Source organism: Microbacterium sp. (genome assembly GCF_040394595.1).
Lineage (GTDB): Bacteria > Actinomycetota > Actinomycetes > Actinomycetales > Microbacteriaceae > Microbacterium.
On the sequence record NZ_JBEBSA010000021.1, the window covers coordinates 26,423 to 43,691 of the forward strand.

Here is a 17,269-nt window from a genome sequence, read left to right on the forward strand (position 1 = left end):
TCCCGATTCGGAGGCATGATGAGCACAGGCGAACCCCTGGTCGTCGTCGAGAACGTCGAGAAGCACTACGGCGAGTTCCACGCGCTGAAGGACATCAACCTCACCGTCGGCAAGGGCGAGGTGGTCGTCATCATCGGGCCGTCCGGCTCGGGCAAGTCGACGCTGTGCCGCACGATCAACCGCCTGGAAACCATCACCAGCGGCTCGATCCGGATCGACGGTGCCGAGCTCCCCGCCGAGGGCAAGGGCCTCGCACAGCTGCGCGCGGACGTCGGCATGGTGTTCCAGTCGTTCAACCTCTTCGCGCACCTGACGATCCTCGAGAACGTGACACTCGGACCGATCAAGGTGCGCGGGCTCAAGAAGGCCGACGCCGACAAGGAGGCGATGGCGCTGCTCGAGCGGGTCGGCGTCGCCCAGCAGGCCTCGAAGCTCCCCGCCCAGCTCTCCGGCGGACAGCAGCAGCGCGTCGCGATCGCGCGCGCCCTGGCGATGCACCCGAAGGCGATGCTCTTCGACGAGCCCACCAGCGCCCTCGACCCGGAGATGATCAACGAGGTGCTGGACGTCATGGTCCAGCTCGCCAAGGAGGGGATGACGATGATCGTCGTCACCCACGAGATGGGCTTCGCGCGCAAGGCTGCCGACCGCGTGGTGTTCATGGCCGACGGGCAGATCGTCGAGGAGGCGACGCCCGAGGACTTCTTCCAGAACCCGAAGAGCAGCCGCGCGAAGGACTTCCTGTCCAAGCTGCTCACCCACTGACCTTCCACCGCAGAGACTCTGCACACACAGCACAGAAGGAGACGGAACATGCGACGCACACGCACACTGGCATCGATCGGGGTCGCCGCAGCGGCACTGCTCGCTCTCACCGCCTGCAACAGCGGCGGGCCCGGTACGCCCGGCGGCACCGGCGGCGACAAGGGGGATGGCGGCGACAAGCCGCTCTTCGAGGTCGCCAAGGACGTGAAGCTCGACGGCAGCCCGACGTTCGACAAGATCGCCAAGCGCGGCAAGGTCGTCGTGGGCGTGAAGGAGGACCAGCCCGGGCTCGGATACCTCGACACCACGACCAACGTGCGCTCCGGCTTCGACGTCGACATCGCGCGCTGGATCGCGGCCTCGCTCGGCTACAGCGAGGACAAGATCGAGTACAAGGCGATCGCCTCGGCGAACCGCGAGCAGGCCATCGTGAACGGCGACATCGACTACTACGTCGGCACCTACTCGATCACCGACAAGCGCAAGCAGCAGATCGACTTCGCCGGTCCCTACTTCATCACCGGCCAGGGCCTGCTCATCCGCAAGGGCGACCCCGAGGCGGACAAGCTCGAGGACTTCAAGGGCAAGACCGTCTGCTCGGCGACCGGCTCCACGCCGATCCAGAACATCAAGGCGAACTTCCCCGACATCAAGACGCAGGAGTACGACCTGTACTCGGCCTGCGTGCAGGACCTCATCGACAAGAAGGTCGACGCCGTGACCACCGACCAGGCCATCCTGATCGGCTACGCGGCGCAGTACCCGGACGACGTCAAGGTGACCGGCGGCCTCTTCACCGAGGAGCGCTACGGCGTGGGTCTCGCCAAGGGCGACGACGTGCTCCGCACGCACATCAACGACATGTTCACCGACGGCGGCACCATCTGGAAGGCGATCTTCGAGAAGGACCTCGGGTCCTCGGGGATCAAGGTCGACCAGCCCAAGGTCGACGCCTACTGAACATCGACGGGGCGGCCGCCGCGCGGCGGCCGCCCCTCCCAGTCTGAGAAGGGGAGGATGACGTGGAAGTCATCTTCGGCAACCTCGACCTCTGGTCGCAGGCGATCGGGAACACCCTGCTGGTGTTCTTCGTCGGCGGCCTGATCGCTCTGGTGCTCGGCATCATCGTCGGCGCCATGCGCGTCTCCCCGGTCCCCATCGCCCGGGGCGTCGGCACCGTCTACGTGAACCTCATCAGGAACACGCCGCTGACCCTGGTGTTCTTCTTCTTCGTCTTCGGATACCCGCAGCTCGGGCTCCCCGAGCTGTCCAACACGGTGCTCGGCATCCTCGCGATCGGCATCTACACCGCGACCTACGTCGCCGAGGTCCTGCGGGCCGGCATCAACACGGTGCCGGTCGGGCAGGCGGAGGCGGCGCGCGCCATCGGGCTGCCGTTCGGCCAGGTGATGACGCTCGTGGTGCTGCCGCAGGCGTTCCGCTCCGTCGTCCCGCCGATGATGAGCGTGTTCATCGCCCTGCTGAAGAACACCACGGTCGCCGCCGGCTTCTCGATCGCCGAGCTCGCGGCCCTGCGCGCGACCGTGAACGACGCGCCCAACCGGCCCGGGAACCCGATGGAGGTGCTGCTCTGGGTGGCGGTCGTCTTCGTCATCCTGGTGCTGCTGATGAGCTGGCTGCAGCGCAGTCTCGAGAACCGATGGAGGATCGCGCGATGAGCTCCGTACTCTACGACGTCCCGGGCCCCCGGGCGATCGTCCGCAACCGCATCCTGACGGCCGTCACGATCCTCGTGGTCGTCCTCGTCCTGGGGTTCGTCATCTATCGGATGGCGGTGACCGGGCAGTTCTCGGCCGAGAAGTGGTACGTGTTCTCGTTCACGAACGTGTGGATCGGGATCCTCACCGCGCTCGGGCGCACCCTCGGCGCCTTCGCGCTCGCCGCGGTGCTGAGCCTGGCCCTCGGGTTCGCGCTCGCGATCGGACGCCTGTCCGACCACGCCTGGGTGCGCGTCCCGGTCATGGCGATCACCGAGCTGTTCCGCGCGATCCCCGTGCTCGTGTTCATGATGCTGCTGTACTACGGCCTGCCGGTGATCGGCATGAGGATGGACCCGTACTGGGCCGTCGTCCTCGGCCTCATGGTGTACAACGGCTCCGTGCTCGCCGAGGCGCTCCGCGCCGGCGTCGAGTCGCTGCCGAAGGGCCAGAAGGAGGCCGGCTACGCGATCGGCCTGCGCAAGAGCGGCGTCATGCGCCTCATCCTCCTGCCGCAGGCGATCAGGGCCATGCTGCCGGTGATCATCGCCCAGCTCGTGGTGACCCTGAAGGACACCGCGCTCGGCTTCATCATCACCTATCCCGAGCTGCTGTACTTCGCCAAGCAGCTCACCTCCCAGCAGGGGCGGCCCATCCTGCAGTCGGCCTTCGTGATCGGCGGCATCTACATCGTCCTCTGCCTGCTCCTGTCGTGGATCGCGAGGACCGTCGAGAACCGGATGCGGCACTCGCCGAAGCTCAAGGGCTACACGCCCACGGGCGGAGGGGGCGATCCTCGCATCCACGAGGGCTCGACGGTCACCGAGGTGATCGCGCTCCAGCGGGCCGGAGGCAAGTTCGACGCGGGGAACGCCATCCCGCCGTCGACGAACTGAGAGAGCGGCGCCGGCAGTCGACCGGGGGACACCGAGCCGGCGCCGTTCTCCCAGTGGTCCCCGTCCCCGGACCGTCCTGAGGCGCCGGTAGACTCGGTTCTCGTGTCCGACTCTCTCGAAATCACGCCGGAGGCGGTGGAATCCGCCGTCGACGCCGCGCTCGCCGCGATCGGCGGCGCGGCCGACACCGCTGCGTTGAAGCAGGCCCGCCACGACCACGTCGCGGAAGGATCGCCGCTCGCGGTGCTGAACGCCTCGATGCGACAGGTCGCCCCCGAGCACAAGGCCGCGTTCGGCAAGCTGATCGGCCAGGGGCGCGGACGCGTCACGCAGGCGCTCGCCGCCAAGGAGGCCGAGCTCGCCGAGGCCGAGACCGCCGCGCGTCTCGAGGCGGAGCGCGTGGACATCACAGCGATCGCCCCGCGCGGCGCGGTGGGCGCCCGGCACCCGCTCACCCTGCTGCAGGACCAGGTCTGCGACGTCTTCGTCGGCATGGGATGGGAGATCGCGGAGGGGCCGGAGCTCGAGCACGAGTGGTTCAACTTCGACGCGCTGAACTTCGACGTCGACCACCCGGCCCGCCAGATGCAGGACACCTTCTTCGTCGACCCGCCCGAGCGCCACCTCGTCATGCGCACGCACACGAGCCCGGTGCAGGTGCGGTCGATGCTCGAGCGCGACGTGCCGATCTACGTGCTGTGCCCCGGCCGCGTCTACCGCACCGACGAGTTCGACGCCACGCACCTGCCGGTGTTCACCCAGTTCGAGGGACTGGTCGTCGACAAGGGCATCACGATGGCCCACCTCAAGGGCACGCTCGACCACTTCGCGCGCCAGATGTTCGGACCCGAGGCGAAGACGCGGTTCCGCACCAACTACTTCCCGTTCACCGAGCCCTCCGCGGAGCTCGACCTGTGGCACCCCACCTTCCAGGGCGGGGCGCGCTGGATCGAATGGGGCGGCTGCGGCATGGTCAACCCGAACGTGCTGCGCGCGGCGGGCATCGACCCCGAGGTGTACAGCGGCTTCGCGTTCGGCATGGGCATCGAGCGGGCTCTGATGTTCCGCAGCGATGTGCAGGACATGCGCGACATGGCCGAGGGAGACGTCCGTTTCAGCGAGCAGTTCGGGATGGTGGTGTGATGCGCGTCCCTCTTTCGTGGCTGCGTGAGTACGTGGACGTGGCGCCGGACGCCACGCCGGAGGACGTCCTGGCGGCGCTGGTCACCGTCGGATTCGAGGAGGAGGACATCCACCGCTTCGAGATCTCCGGCCCCGTCGTCGTAGGCCAGGTGCTCGCGTTCACTCCCGAGCCGCAGTCGAACGGCAAGACCATCCGCTGGTGCCAGGTCGACGTCGGCGAGGCCGAGCCCCGCGGCATCGTCTGCGGCGCGGGCAACTTCGCCGTCGGCGACAAGGTCGTGGTGACGCTGCCCGGAGCCGTGCTGCCCGGCCCGTTCCCGATCGCGGCGCGCAAGACCTACGGACACGTCTCCGACGGCATGATCGCCTCGGCGCGCGAGCTGGGGCTCGGCGACGAGCACAACGGCATCCTCATCCTGTCCGAGCTCGGCGTCGACGCCCCCGTCGGCACCGACGCGATCGCGCTGCTCGGACTCGACGACGTCGCCGTGGAGATCAACGTCACCCCCGACCGCGGCTACGGCTTCTCGGTGCGCGGCGTCGCGCGCGAGTACGCGCACGCCACGGGAGCCGCCTTCCGCGACCCGGGGCTGCGCAGCGCCGAGGAGGTCGCCCACCCGACCGCGGGCTTCACCGCGGTGGTGCGGGACGACGCGCCGATCCGCGGCGCGGCCGGCGCCACCGAGTTCGCCACCCGCGTGGTGCGCGGCGTCGACCCCTCGCGTCCGACCCCGCCGTGGATGATCGCACGCCTCACGCTCGCCGGGATGCGCTCGCTCGGCGTGCTGATCGACATCACCAACTACGTGATGCTCGAGCTCGGCCAGCCGCTGCACGGCTACGACCTCGACAAGCTCACCGGGGGCATCACGGTGCGCCGTGCGCACCCGGGTGAGAAGATGACGACGCTCGACGGCCAGGAGCGCTCCCTCCACGTCGAGGACCTGCTCATCACCGACGAGTCCGGGCCGATCGGCCTCGCCGGCGTCATGGGCGGCGGCACCACCGAGATGACCGAGACCACCCGCAACGTCCTCATCGAGGCGGCCACGTTCGACCAGGTCACGATCGCCCGCAGCGCCCGCAGGCACAAGCTGCCGAGCGAGGCCTCCAAGCGCTTCGAGCGCGGCGTCGACCCCCTGATCCCGTTCATCGCCGCCCGGCGCGTCGCCGACCTCATGGTCGAGCTCGCCGGGGGAACGCTGACCGATGAGGGCGGCGCGCTGCGTCCGGTCGTCGAGATCGCCCCGATCGCCCTGCCCGCGGGCTTCGTCGAGGGACTCATCGGCATCGACTACGCCGAGGACGAGGTCACCGGCGCCCTGGAGACCATCGGCGCCTCCCTCGAGAAGACGGCGGAGGGCTGGGACGTCACCCCGCCGAGCTGGCGGCCCGACCTCACCGACCGGTGGACGCTCGCGGAGGAGGTCGCCCGCATCCACGGACTCGACCGCATCCCGTCCGTGCTGCCGACGCCGCCCTCCGGCCGCGGCCTCACCGCGTTGCAGCAGGGGCGCCGTCGGGTCGCGAACGCCCTCGCCGCCGCCGGCCTGGTCGAGACGCCGGCCTTCCCGTTCACCTCCGAGGCGCAGAACGACCTGCACGGGTCGGCCTCGGGCGAGCACCTGCCCAGCATCCGCCTGGCGAACGCGCTCGACGGCCAGGCGCCGTTCCTGCGTCGCTCGCTCATCCCCGGCCTGCTGCAGACCGCGCACCGCAACATCGCGCGCGGCCTGACCGACCTCGCGATCTTCGAGACCGGCGTCGTGTTCCTCCCCGAGCCGGGCGTGACCTACGGCACCGACGAGGTCCCGCCGCTCGGCGTGCGCCCCTCGGAAGAGACGCTCGCCGCGCTGGACGCGTCGATCCCGCCGCAGGCGCGCCACGTCGGCGCGTTGTTCACCGGCAATGCGGTCTCCCGGCAGCCGGGACGGGCGGCGGAGGCCTATGGGCTCTCCGACGCCCTCGAGGCCGTACGCGTGATCGGCGAGGCCGCCGGGCGGGAGATCGAGGTGGTGCAGGACCGCCGCGCGGCGCTGCACCCCGGCCGCACCGGAGCGTTGCGCATCGGCGGCGAGGTCATCGGCTACCTCGGCGAGCTGCATCCCGCCGTCTCCGCCGACGCCGATCTGCCCGGACGCGCCGTCGTGCTGGAACTCGACCTGGACCGTGCGCTGGAGCTCGCCGGAGAGCGGATCGTCGCCGCCTCGTTGTCGACCTACACCGCGGCGACCCAGGACGTCTCGCTCGTCGTCGATGTCGCGGTGCCCGCCGCGGAGGTGCGCCGGGCGCTGCTCGACGGTGCCGGCGAGCTCCTCGAGTCGGCGCGGCTTGTGGACGACTACCGGGGCGAAGGTGTCGCCGCGGGGACGAAGAGCCTCAGCTTCGCGCTGCGGTTCCGTGCCCCGGATCGCACGCTGACCGCCGCCGAGGCCACCGAGGCGAAGCTCTCCGGCGTCGCCGTCGCGACCGAGCGCTTCGGGGCGGTCATCCGCGACTGAGCGGCCCGAACCACGCGAACAGCGCCCCGCGCCGAGCACCCGCCTCGGCGCGGGGCGCTGTCTTCGTCACCGCGGGGTCCGGAGCCCGATAGACTCGCGGACAGTGACACGGGGTGCCGCCCAGCGGCTGAGATCACACCCGTCGAACCTGATCTAGTTCGTACTAGCGAAGGGATGTCGCGATGAGCGATCCTGTGCGTCCACTGTCCCCCGATTCCGTGGCGGGCGCCGCCGCGGAACTCCTCACCGCCCTGCGCGCGGCGCCTCCGCTCGCGCACTGCATCACCAACGGCGTCGTCATGGGCTTCACGGCGAACGTGCTGCTCGCCCTCGGTGCCGCGCCCGCGATGGTGGACATCGTCGGCGAGGCCGGCCTGTTCGCGGGTGCCGCGTCCGGGCTGCTCGTCAACCTCGGCACGCCGGCGCCCGAGCAGCGGGCGGCGATGGCGGAGGCCGTCGAGGGAGCGTGCGCCGCGGGCACGCCGTGGGTGCTCGACCCGGTCGCGATCGGGGTGCTGCCGATCCGCACGGCGCTGGCCGTCGAGCTGCGCGATCGGCGGCCCACCGCGGTGCGGGGCAACGCCTCCGAGATCCTCGCGCTCGCGGGGCGGAGCGCAGGGGGCCGCGGGGTCGATGCGACGGACAGCACCGACGCCGCCTCCGACGCCGCCCGCGCCCTCGCGCGCGCGCACGGCAGCGTGGTCGCGGTCTCCGGGCCCGTGGATCTGCTCACCGACGGAGCCCGGGAGATCCGCATCGCGAACGGCGATGCGCTGCTGACGAAGGTCACCGGCGGCGGGTGCGCCCTGGGCGCCGTGATGGCGGCCTTCCTCGGCACGGCGCGCGCCACGGAGCACGAGCCGCTCCTCGCGGTCGCGGCGGCGGTGCTCGTCTACACGCTCGCCGCGGAGGACGCCGCCGCGCGGGCCGCGGGGCCGGGGACCTTCGCCGCCGCGCTGCTCGACGCCCTCGACGGGCTGCGGCCCGACGACGTGCCCGCGCGGGCACGCATCCGCGTCGAGGAGGTCGCCGCGTGAGCCGGGTGACCTCCGCCGACCTGTCCGTCTACCTCGTCACCGACGCGGGGCTCTGCGGCCGGCGCGGTGTTCCCGCGGTCGTGGCCGCGGCCGTCGCGGGCGGGGCACGCATGGTGCAGCTGCGCGACAAACGGGCCTCCGACGAGGAGTTCCTCGCGCAGCTGATCGAGCTCTCCGAGGTGATCGCCGGTCGTGCGCTCCTCGTCGCCGACGACCGCCTCGGCGCGGTGCTCGAGGCCCGGCGCCGGGGCGCACGCGTCGACGGCATCCATCTCGGGCAGTCCGACGCCCCGGTGCGCGAGGCGCGCGAAGCGCTCGGCCCGGACGCGATCATCGGGCTCACCGCCAACACGTCCGCGCACCGGGAGGCTGTCTCCGCGCTGCCCGCGGGGACGGTCGACTACCTCGGCGTCGGCGTGATCCATCCGACCGCGACCAAGCCGGACCACCCGCCGGCACTCGGCGTCTCCGGCTTCCGCGCCTTCGCCGCCGAGAGCCCGCTGCCCTGCGTCGCGATCGGCGGGATCGGCCTCGGCGACGTCGCCGCGCTGCGGGACGCCGGTGCCGCGGGCGTCGCCGTCGTCTCCGCGATCTGCGCGGCGGACGACCCCCGGTCGGCGACGCGCGCCTTCGCCCGTGCGTGGCACGGTGACCGTCCGCCCCGCGTGCTCAGCATCGCGGGCAGCGACCCCTCGGGCGGTGCCGGCATCCAGGCCGACCTGAAGTCGATCGCCGCGAACGGCGGCTACGGCATGGCCGCGATCACGGCGCTGACGGTGCAGAACACCCGCGGAGTGCGCGACGTGCACACGCCGCCGGCGGCGGTGCTGCGCGCGCAGCTCGACGCGATCTCCGACGACGTCGACATCGACGCGGTGAAGATCGGGATGCTCGCGGACGCCGGGATCATCAGGGAGGTGGGCGCGTGGCTGCGGGAGACCGCTCCGCCGAACGTCGTGCTCGATCCGGTGATGGTCGCGACGAGCGGAGACCGCCTGCTCGCCCCCGACGCCGAGGAGGCGCTGCGGGAGCTGTTGCCGCTCGCCGACCTCATCACGCCGAACCTTCCGGAGCTCGCGGTGCTCGCAGGTGAGCCGACGGCCGAGAGCTGGGCCGGGGCGCTCGCGCAGGCGGGCCGCCTCGCCGCCGCGACCGGGGTGCGGGTGTTCGCGAAGGGCGGGCACCTCGGCGGCGCCGAGGCGCCGGACGCCCTGGTGGGCCCGGGCGGCGTGATCGCCGAGTTCCCCGGGGCGCGGATCGACACCCGCGCGACGCACGGAACAGGCTGCTCGCTGTCCTCGGCGCTGGCGACCAGGCTCGGCGCCCGCTGGGAGGGGGACGTCGACGATGAGCGCCGCTGGGCCGGCGCCGCGCAGGAGACCCGCGCGTGGCTGCGGGAGTCGCTCCGTGCCGGAGCCGATCTCGACGTGGGCCGCGGCAACGGGCCGACCGATCACCTCGCTGGGCTCCGCCGCCGCGGCGGGCTGGTGGCCGCGCCGACCGCCGAGGAGGTCGTCGAGAGCTGGTGGCGGCGCATCGAGCCGGTGCGCCGGGGGATCGACGGGCTGCCGTTCATCCGGAACCTCGCCGACGGCACGCTCGCGGGGGACCCCTTCCGGTTCTACCTCGCCCAGGACGCGCTGTACCTCCGCGACTACGCCCGTGTGCTCGCCGAGGCATCCCGCCTCGCCCCGACACCGGAGGAGCAGGCGTTCTGGGCACAGGGCGCGCAGGGGGCGATCGCCGGCGAGCTCGAGCTGCACGCGTCCTGGCTCACCCCGGAACAGGGTGTCGTCGAGGGGACCTTCCGCGCCGAGCCCGCGCCGGCGACGACGGCCTATCTGGACCACCTGCGGGCGGCGGCGTTCCAGGGCGACTACGCCGTGCTCATCGCGGCCGTCCTGCCCTGCTACTGGCTCTACGCCGATCTCGGGGAGCGTCTGCACGCCGGGGCGTTCGGGGATCGCGCGCGCGATCCGCAGCACCCCTATGCATCCTGGCTCGCGACCTACGCCGATCCGGTGTTCGCCGAGGCGGCCGACCGGGCGATCGCGATCACCGCGGCGACCGCCGCCGCGGCCGACCCGGCCACCAGGGAGCGGATGTTCCGTGCCTTCGAGGAGGCGGCGCGTCATGAGCTCGCGTTCTTCGACGCACCGCTGCCCGCGGACGCCGCGGGGCGGGGGCACGACGTGTGACGTCCGGGATTTGCGGTCGGCGCGGAGGGGGCGATATCGTCGCGGCATGCCTTCGGTCGCGCACCCCTCCGCCTCGCTCCTCGTGAGCGTCGCCCCCGTGCGCCGACGCCGGGGCGGCCGCCGACTCTAGGCGACCCCGTGCTCCCGTCGTGCTGCGACGGCCCGTCAGGAGAGACGGGGAGAGTGCCGGTGTCGCCGCCCCGGCCCGTACATCCCCGACCGTTAAGGTAGATCCATGACGTTTTCCGTCGCCGTCTCCGGCGCATCAGGCTATGCGGGGGGCGAGATCCTGCGTCTCCTGGCCGCGCATCCCGACATCGAGATCCGCACCGTCACCGCGCACTCGAACGCGGGGCAGCCGCTGGTGCAGCACCAGCCGCACCTCCGGTCGCTGAGCGGCCTCACGCTGCAGGACACGACCCCCGAGGTCCTGTCCGGCCACGACATCGTCTTCCTCGCGCTGCCGCACGGCCAGTCGGGGCAGTACACCGACGCGCTCGGCGACGTCCCGCTGGTGATCGACGCCGGTGCCGACCACCGCCTCACCTCTCAGGACGCCTGGGACGCCTTCTACGGCGGCGACTTCCACGAGCCGTGGGCCTACGGCGTCCCGGAGCTGCCGGTAGCGGGCGCGAAGCAGCGCGAGAGCCTCCGGGGCGCCACGAGGATCGCCGCACCGGGATGCAACGCCTCGACCGTGAGCCTCAGCCTCGCACCCGGCGTAGCCGCCGGGGTGATCGATCCGGGCGACATCGTCAGCGTTCTCGCGGTGGGCCCCTCCGGTGCGGGCAAGAGCCTCAGACCGCACCTGCTCGGCAGCGAGCTGCTCGGCACCGCCAATCCGTACGCGGTCGGCGGCACGCACCGGCACATCCCGGAGATCCGGCAGGCGCTCGTCGCCGCCTCCGGCACCGACCCCGCGCGCATCCGGATATCGTTCACCCCCGTGCTCGTCCCGATGGCGCGCGGCATCCTCGCCACCTCCACGGCACCGATCGTCGCGGATGCGAGCGATGAGGACATCCGCGCGGCCTGGCAGGACGCCTACGGCGACGAGACGTTCGTGCAGCTCCTCCCCGAAGGCGCCTTCCCTCGCACCGCCGACGTCCTCGGCGCGAACACGGCGCTGATCGGCCTCGCGATCGACCGGGCGGCGAACCGGGTCACCGTCGTCACCGCCGTCGACAACCTCGTCAAGGGCACCGCCGGCGCTGCCATCCAGTCCATGAACATCGCGCTGGGCCTTCCCGAGGACCGCGCCCTCACCGTGAACGGAGTCGCCCCGTGAGCGTCACCGCCCCGCAGGGATTCGAGGCGGCCGGGGTCGCCGCCGGCCTCAAGTCGACCGGAAAGCCCGACGTCGCCGTGGTCGTGAACCGCGGCCCGCGCAAGGTCGGCGCGGCGGTCTTCACCAGCAACCGTGCCAAGGCCAACCCGATCATCTGGTCGCAGCAGGTGGTCGCCGACCGGGTGGTCGAGGCCGTCGTGCTCAACTCGGGCGGGGCGAACTGCTTCACCGGGGCGTTCGGCTTCCAGACCAGCCACCTCACCGCCGAGAAGGCGGCCGAGCTGCTCGGCGTCAGCGCCGGTGACGTGGTGGTCTGCTCCACCGGGCTCATCGGCACTGGTGACGAGCTGTTCCGCTCCCGGGTGCTCGACGGCGTCGAGCGGGGCATCGCGGGCCTCAGCGCCGACGGCGGCCAGGCCGCGGCCGAGGCGATCATGACCACGGACACCGTCGCGAAGACGGTCGCGGTCTCGCGCGACGGATGGACGATCGGCGGCATGGCCAAGGGAGCGGGGATGCTGGCGCCCGGCCTCGCGACGATGCTCGTCGTCATCACGACCGATGCCGACCTCGAGCCCTCGGAGGCCGACGCGGCGCTGCGCCGGGCGACGGGGACCACCTTCGACCGGCTCGACTCCGACGGCTGCATGTCGACGAACGACCAGGTGACCCTCCTGGCGAACGGTGCGAGCGGCGTCCGTCCCGATCCCGGAGCGTTCGACGAGGCGCTCGCCGAGGTGTGCGCGCAGCTCGCCAAGAAGCTGCAGCAGGATGCGGAGGGGGCCAGCCACGACATCACGATCGAGGTGCGCGGCGCCGCATCCGAGTCCGACGCCGTCGAGGTGGGGCGCTCGGTCGCCCGCAACAACCTCTTCAAGGCGGCGATCTTCGGCAACGATCCGAACTGGGGGAGGGTGCTCGCAGCGATCGGCACGACCGGGGCGGTGTTCGACCCCTACGACGTCGACGTGTTCATGAACGGCGTGCGGGTCTGCACCGCGGGCGGGCCCGACCGGCCGCGCGAGGAGGTCGACCTCACGCCGCGTGCGACCGATCTGGTGATCGATCTCAAGTCGGGGGATGCGGCGGCGACCATCCTCACCAACGACCTCACCCACGACTACGTGCACGAGAACAGCGCCTACTCCTCATGACCGACATCCAGGACACCCCGCCCTCGGTCGCCGCGGACAAGGCCGCGACCCTCATCGAGTCGCTCCCGTGGCTGAAGAAGTTCCGTGACCAGATCGTCGTGGTGAAGTACGGCGGCAACGCGATGATCAGCGACGAGCTGCAGGACGCGTTCGCCCAGGACATCGCCTACCTGCGCTACGTCGGCGTCCAGCCGGTCGTGGTGCACGGCGGAGGTCCGCAGATCTCGAACATGCTCGACCGCCTCGCGATCCCGAGCGAGTTCAAGGGCGGGTACCGGGTCACGTCCACCGAGGCGATCTCGGTGGTGCGGATGGTGCTCACCGGCCACATCAACCCGCAGCTCGTCGCGAAGATCAATTCGCACGGCCCGATCGCCACCGGGCTCAGCGGCGAGGACGCGGGGCTGTTCGGCGGACGTCGTCGCGGTGTGGTGCTCGACGGCGAAGAGGTCGACCTCGGCCGCGTCGGAGACGTGGTGCAGGTCGACCCGACGCCGGTGCTCGACCATCTCGCGGCCGGTCGCATCCCGGTGGTGTCGTCGATCGCCCCCGATCTCGACCATCCCGGTCAGTCGCTCAACGTGAACGCGGACGCCGCGGCCTCCGCTCTGGCGATCGCCCTCAAGGCCCGCAAGTTCGTGGTGCTCACCGACGTGGCAGGTCTCTATGCCGACTGGCCCAACCGCGACTCGCTCGTCTCGCACCTCACGTCCTCGGAGCTCGCCGAGCTCATGCCCCGCCTGGAGTCGGGGATGATCCCGAAGATGCGGGCGTGCCTCGACGCGGTCGAGGCCGGGGTCGACTCGGCCGCGATCATCGACGGACGGGTGCCGCACTCGGTGCTCGTCGAGCTCTTCACCAGCAAGGGAATAGGAACGGAGGTCGTCAGAGGATGACGCACTGGCAGGATGACGCATCGCGCGATCTGATGAGCCTCGGCGGCCGTCTCGCGCTCCTCACCCGCGGCGAGGGGTCGGCGGTCTGGGACGACGAGGGCGCGCGCTACCTCGACTTCCTCGGCGGCATCGCCGTGAACTGCCTCGGACACGCCCACCCCGTGTTCGTCGACGCGGTCTCGCGCCAGGCGGCGACCCTCAGCCACGTCTCGAACTACTTCGCGAGCCCGGGACAGCTGGAGCTGGCCGCACGGCTGAAGCGCCTCGCCGGCACGGGGGAGCAGGGCCGTGTGTTCCTCGCGAACTCCGGCGCCGAGGCCAACGAGACCGCGATCAAGCTCGCCCGCCTGCACGGCAACCGGAGCGGGCGCACCACGATCCTCGTGGTCGAGGGCGCCTTCCACGGCCGCACCATGGGCACGCTCTCCCTCACCCCCAAGGCGGCGTACCGCGATCCGTTCCAGCCGGCCTTGCCGGACGTGCGCACGGTCGCACGGTCGACGGACGCCCTCGAGGCGGCCTTCGACGGCACCGTCGCGGCAATGATCGTCGAACCGATCCAGGGCGAGGCGGGCGTCGTCCCGATGCCGGACGGCTTCCTCGCCACGGCCCGCGAGCTGACCAGGGCGCACGACGCGCTGCTGATCCTCGACGAGGTGCAGACCGGATCGGGCCGCACCGGTGAGTGGTTCGCGTTCCAGGGCGCCGGCGTCGAGCCCGACGCGGTGACCCTCGCGAAGAGCATCGGCGGCGGCTTCCCGCTCGGCGCGATGATCACCTTCGGCGCAGCGAGCGACCTGTTCTATCCCGGCACGCACAACTCCACGTTCGGGGGCAACCCGCTCGCGAGCGCGGTGGCCAACGCGGTGCTCGGTCACATCGAGGACGCCGATCTGCTCGCGAACGTCCGTGCCCGCGGCACTGAGCTCCGCGCGGGCGTCGAGTCGCTTCCTCTCGTCAGCGGAACCAGGGGAGCCGGTCTCCTCATCGGCATCACGCTGTCCGCCCCGGTCGCCGGGGAGGTCCGCGCGGCCGCTCAGGAGCGGGGGCTCATCGTCAACGCCCCGACCGAGGACGTCATCCGGATCGCCCCCGCCTACACGATCGGCGATGCCGAGGTGGCGGAGTTCCTCACCCTGTTCGGCGCGGCGCTGAGCGCCGTCGCCGCATCCACCCCCACCACGACCGACCCGGAGGAGCAGAAGTGACCCGCCATCTGCTGCGCGACGACGACCTGAGCCCCATCGAGCAGGCCGAGATCCTCGATCTCGCCATCGAGCTGAAGAAGGACCGCTGGGCGAACAAGGCCCTGGCCGGCCCGCAGACCGTCGCGGTGATCTTCGACAAGTCGTCGACCCGCACCCGCGTCTCGTTCGCGGTCGGCATCGCCGATCTGGGCGGCTCCCCGCTCATCATCTCCACCGCGAACAGCCAGCTCGGCGGCAAGGAGACCCCCTCCGACACCGCGCGCGTGCTGGAGCGCCAGGTCGCCGCGATCGTGTGGCGCACCTACGCGCAGCACGGCCTGGAGGAGATGGCCGCGGGCACGCGCGTCCCCGTGATCAACGCGCTGTCCGACGACTTCCACCCCTGCCAGCTGCTCGCCGACCTGCTCACGATCCGCGAGCACAAGGGCGAGCTCGCGGGGCTCACGCTGACGTTCTTCGGTGACGGCCGCAGCAACATGGCGCACTCCTACGTGCTCGCCGGGGTCACCGCCGGGATGCATGTGCGGATCGCGGCGCCGGAGGCCTATGCGCCGCGTCCCGACGTGGTCGCGGACGCAGAGCGCCGTGCGGCGGAGACGGGCGGCTCGATCACCCTCCTGACCGATCCGCGGGAGGCGGCCCTCGGCGCCGACGTCGTCGTCACCGACACCTGGGTCTCGATGGGCAAGGAGGAGGAGAAGATCCTCCGTCTTCGCGAGCTCGGCGGCTACAAGGTGACCACCGAGATCATGGGCCTCGCCGACCCGGAGGCGATCTTCATCCACTGCCTGCCCGCGGACCGCGGGTACGAGGTCGACTCCGAGGTGATCGACGGACCGCAGAGCGTGGTGTGGGACGAGGCCGAGAACCGGCTGCACGCGCAGAAGGCCCTCCTGGTCTGGCTGCTCGGGAAGCAGGACGCCCGGTGACCGGCGCGCACGGGACCAATGAGGGCGCGCTCTGGGGCGCCCGATTCGCCGGGGGTCCCTCGCCGGAGCTTGCGGAGCTGAGCCGGTCGACGCACTTCGACTGGATCCTCGCGCCCTACGACATCGCCGGCTCGCATGCGCACGCGAAGGCGCTCGAGGCCGCGGGGTACCTGGAGGCCGACGAGGCGGCGCGGATGCACGAAGGGCTCGACGCCCTGGCCGCGCGGATCGCCGACGGCGCGCTCCTGCCGGACCCCGGCGACGAGGACGTGCACGGCGCACTGGAGAAGGCGCTCATCGCTGAGGTCGGCGCGGAACTGGGCGGACGCCTGCGGGCGGGGCGCAGCCGCAACGACCAGATCGCGACTCTGGTGCGCATGTACCTCATCGACCACGCCAAGGTCGTCGCGCGGGGCATCCTGCGGGTGATCGACGCGCTGGTGGCACAGGCCGAGGCCCACCCGGAGGCGATCCTGCCCGGCCGCACGCATCTGCAGCACGCGCAGCCCGTGCTGCTGGCGCACCATCTCCAGGCGCACGCGTGGCCGCTGGTCCGCGAGCTGGAGCGCCTGGCGGACTGGCGTGTCCGCGCGGGTGTCTCTCCCTATGGCGGCGGCGCCCTCGCAGGGTCGACGCTGGGACTCGACCCCGCCCTGGTCGCGACCGAGCTGGGTCTCGACCGCCCGGCGGAGAACTCCCTCGACGGCACCGCGGCCCGCGACGTCGTGGCGGAGTTCGCCTTCGTCGCCGCGATGATCGGCATCGACCTGTCCCGTCTCTCGGAGGAGGTCATCCTCTGGAACACCCGCGAGTTCGGCTTCGTCACCCTGGACGACTCCTACTCGACCGGGTCGAGCATCATGCCGCAGAAGAAGAACCCCGACATCGCCGAGCTCGCGCGCGGGAAGTCGGGGCGGCTGATCGGCAACCTCTCCGGACTGCTCGCGACGCTCAAGGCACTGCCCCTGGCCTACAACCGCGACCTGCAGGAGGACAAGGAGCCGGTCTTCGACTCGGTCGCGACGCTCGAGGTCGTGCTGCCGGCGTTCGCCGGGATGATCGCGACCCTGCGGTTCGACACCGAGCGGATGGCCGCGCTCGCGCCGGAGGGCTTCTCCCTCGCGACGGACGTGGCCGAGTGGCTGGTCAAGCGGCGCGTGCCGTTCCGGGATGCGCACGAGATCTCGGGTGCGCTGGTGCGCGCCTGTGAGGAGCGCGGGATCGGTCTCGAGGCCGCCTCGGACGAGCTGCTGCTCACGGTGTCCGAGCATCTCGTCCCCGAGGTGCGCGAGGTGCTCTCGATCGAGGGCTCCGTCGCCTCGCGCACCGGCGTCGGCGGCACGGCCCCGGTGCGGGTGGCCGAGCAGCGGGCCGAGCTCGTGAGCCGTGCGCAGTCCGCCGCGCACGCCCTCGGGCTCTAGCCTGCGCCTTCGGGGGCAGCCCCGTCCGGTGGGGTTCTGCATCCGCGGGGCGTCCCGTCCGGTTCTGCATCCGCGGGGCGTCCCGTCCGGTCCGTCTATTCGTCACAAAGTCCCG

14 protein-coding genes and 1 riboswitch are annotated in these 17,269 nt (G+C 71.6%); all 14 genes read left to right on the top strand.

Annotated features, from left to right (window positions below; genetic code table 11):
• The first annotated feature begins 18 nt into the window (after nucleotides 1–18).
• The 14 genes from ABWO84_RS14575 (at nucleotide 19) to argH (ending at nucleotide 17,154) form a co-directional block, all read left to right on the top strand.
• Nucleotides 19–765 (top strand): amino acid ABC transporter ATP-binding protein, encoded by a 747-nt coding sequence (locus ABWO84_RS14575; RefSeq protein WP_353115811.1) that lies wholly within the window; start codon nucleotides 19–21, stop codon nucleotides 763–765.
• A 48-nt stretch (nucleotides 766–813) separates the two neighbouring features.
• Nucleotides 814–1,725, top strand: coding sequence for a glutamate ABC transporter substrate-binding protein (locus ABWO84_RS14580; protein WP_353115813.1), 912 nt, complete (start codon nucleotides 814–816; stop codon nucleotides 1,723–1,725).
• Between the two features lie 62 nt (nucleotides 1,726–1,787).
• Nucleotides 1,788–2,444, top strand: coding sequence for an amino acid ABC transporter permease (locus ABWO84_RS14585; protein WP_353115815.1), 657 nt, complete (start codon nucleotides 1,788–1,790; stop codon nucleotides 2,442–2,444).
• Complete coding sequence (locus ABWO84_RS14590) at nucleotides 2,441–3,379, top strand: amino acid ABC transporter permease (RefSeq protein WP_353115817.1); 939 nt, start codon at nucleotides 2,441–2,443, stop codon at nucleotides 3,377–3,379. Before ABWO84_RS14585 ends, ABWO84_RS14590 begins: the two co-directional genes overlap by 4 nt.
• A 102-nt stretch (nucleotides 3,380–3,481) precedes the next feature.
• A complete protein-coding gene (gene pheS / locus ABWO84_RS14595) occupies nucleotides 3,482–4,522 on the top strand; it encodes a phenylalanine--tRNA ligase subunit alpha (RefSeq protein ID WP_353115819.1) in 1,041 nt (346 codons plus the stop codon).
• On the top strand, nucleotides 4,522–7,023 hold the full coding sequence (gene pheT, locus ABWO84_RS14600; protein ID WP_353115821.1) for a phenylalanine--tRNA ligase subunit beta: 2,502 nt from the start codon (nucleotides 4,522–4,524) through the stop codon (nucleotides 7,021–7,023). Before pheS ends, pheT begins: the two co-directional genes overlap by 1 nt.
• 99 nt (nucleotides 7,024–7,122) lie before the next feature.
• A riboswitch (TPP riboswitch) is annotated at nucleotides 7,123–7,215 on the top strand.
• Nucleotides 7,206–8,060, top strand: a complete 855-nt coding sequence (gene thiM, locus ABWO84_RS14605; protein WP_353115823.1) for a hydroxyethylthiazole kinase — start codon at nucleotides 7,206–7,208, stop codon at nucleotides 8,058–8,060. Its footprint overlaps the riboswitch before it by 10 nt.
• A complete protein-coding gene (locus tag ABWO84_RS14610; protein WP_353115825.1) occupies nucleotides 8,057–10,258 on the top strand; it encodes a bifunctional hydroxymethylpyrimidine kinase/phosphomethylpyrimidine kinase in 2,202 nt (733 codons plus the stop codon). The genes thiM and ABWO84_RS14610 overlap by 4 nt, the downstream gene beginning before the upstream one ends.
• Nucleotides 10,259–10,493: 235 nt before the next feature.
• The gene (gene argC / locus ABWO84_RS14615) at nucleotides 10,494–11,546 is read left to right on the top strand and encodes an N-acetyl-gamma-glutamyl-phosphate reductase (RefSeq protein ID WP_353115827.1); all 1,053 of its coding nucleotides are present in this window, start codon (nucleotides 10,494–10,496) and stop codon (nucleotides 11,544–11,546) included.
• Nucleotides 11,543–12,700: a bifunctional glutamate N-acetyltransferase/amino-acid acetyltransferase ArgJ gene (gene argJ / locus ABWO84_RS14620; protein WP_353115829.1), complete on the top strand. Its 1,158-nt coding sequence runs from the start codon at nucleotides 11,543–11,545 to the stop codon at nucleotides 12,698–12,700. Before argC ends, argJ begins: the two co-directional genes overlap by 4 nt.
• Entirely contained in the window at nucleotides 12,697–13,596 is a 900-nt protein-coding gene (gene argB / locus ABWO84_RS14625) for an acetylglutamate kinase (RefSeq protein ID WP_353115831.1), read from the top strand. The genes argJ and argB overlap by 4 nt, the downstream gene beginning before the upstream one ends.
• Nucleotides 13,593–14,804 (top strand): acetylornithine transaminase, encoded by a 1,212-nt coding sequence (locus ABWO84_RS14630; RefSeq protein ID WP_353115833.1) that lies wholly within the window; start codon nucleotides 13,593–13,595, stop codon nucleotides 14,802–14,804. Before argB ends, ABWO84_RS14630 begins: the two co-directional genes overlap by 4 nt.
• Nucleotides 14,801–15,733 (top strand): ornithine carbamoyltransferase, encoded by a 933-nt coding sequence (argF, locus tag ABWO84_RS14635; protein ID WP_353115835.1) that lies wholly within the window; start codon nucleotides 14,801–14,803, stop codon nucleotides 15,731–15,733. The genes ABWO84_RS14630 and argF overlap by 4 nt, the downstream gene beginning before the upstream one ends.
• Complete coding sequence (argH, locus tag ABWO84_RS14640; RefSeq protein WP_353115837.1) at nucleotides 15,730–17,154, top strand: argininosuccinate lyase; 1,425 nt, start codon at nucleotides 15,730–15,732, stop codon at nucleotides 17,152–17,154. Before argF ends, argH begins: the two co-directional genes overlap by 4 nt.
• Nucleotides 17,155–17,269 lie beyond the last annotated feature (115 nt).

Bases quoted from the DNA above. Each gene is read 5' to 3' on its own strand.
- ABWO84_RS14575 (WP_353115811.1), top strand. From the start codon at position 19: ATGAGCACAGGCGAACCCCTGGTCGTCGTCGAGAACGTCGAGAAGCAC.
- ABWO84_RS14580 (WP_353115813.1), top strand. From the start codon at position 814: ATGCGACGCACACGCACACTGGCATCGATCGGGGTCGCCGCAGCGGCA.
- ABWO84_RS14590 (WP_353115817.1), top strand. From the start codon at position 2,441: ATGAGCTCCGTACTCTACGACGTCCCGGGCCCCCGGGCGATCGTCCGC.
- pheT (WP_353115821.1), top strand. From the start codon at position 4,522: ATGCGCGTCCCTCTTTCGTGGCTGCGTGAGTACGTGGACGTGGCGCCG.
- thiM (WP_353115823.1), top strand. From the start codon at position 7,206: ATGAGCGATCCTGTGCGTCCACTGTCCCCCGATTCCGTGGCGGGCGCC.
- argC (WP_353115827.1), top strand. From the start codon at position 10,494: ATGACGTTTTCCGTCGCCGTCTCCGGCGCATCAGGCTATGCGGGGGGC.
- argB (WP_353115831.1), top strand. From the start codon at position 12,697: ATGACCGACATCCAGGACACCCCGCCCTCGGTCGCCGCGGACAAGGCC.
- ABWO84_RS14630 (WP_353115833.1), top strand. From the start codon at position 13,593: ATGACGCACTGGCAGGATGACGCATCGCGCGATCTGATGAGCCTCGGC.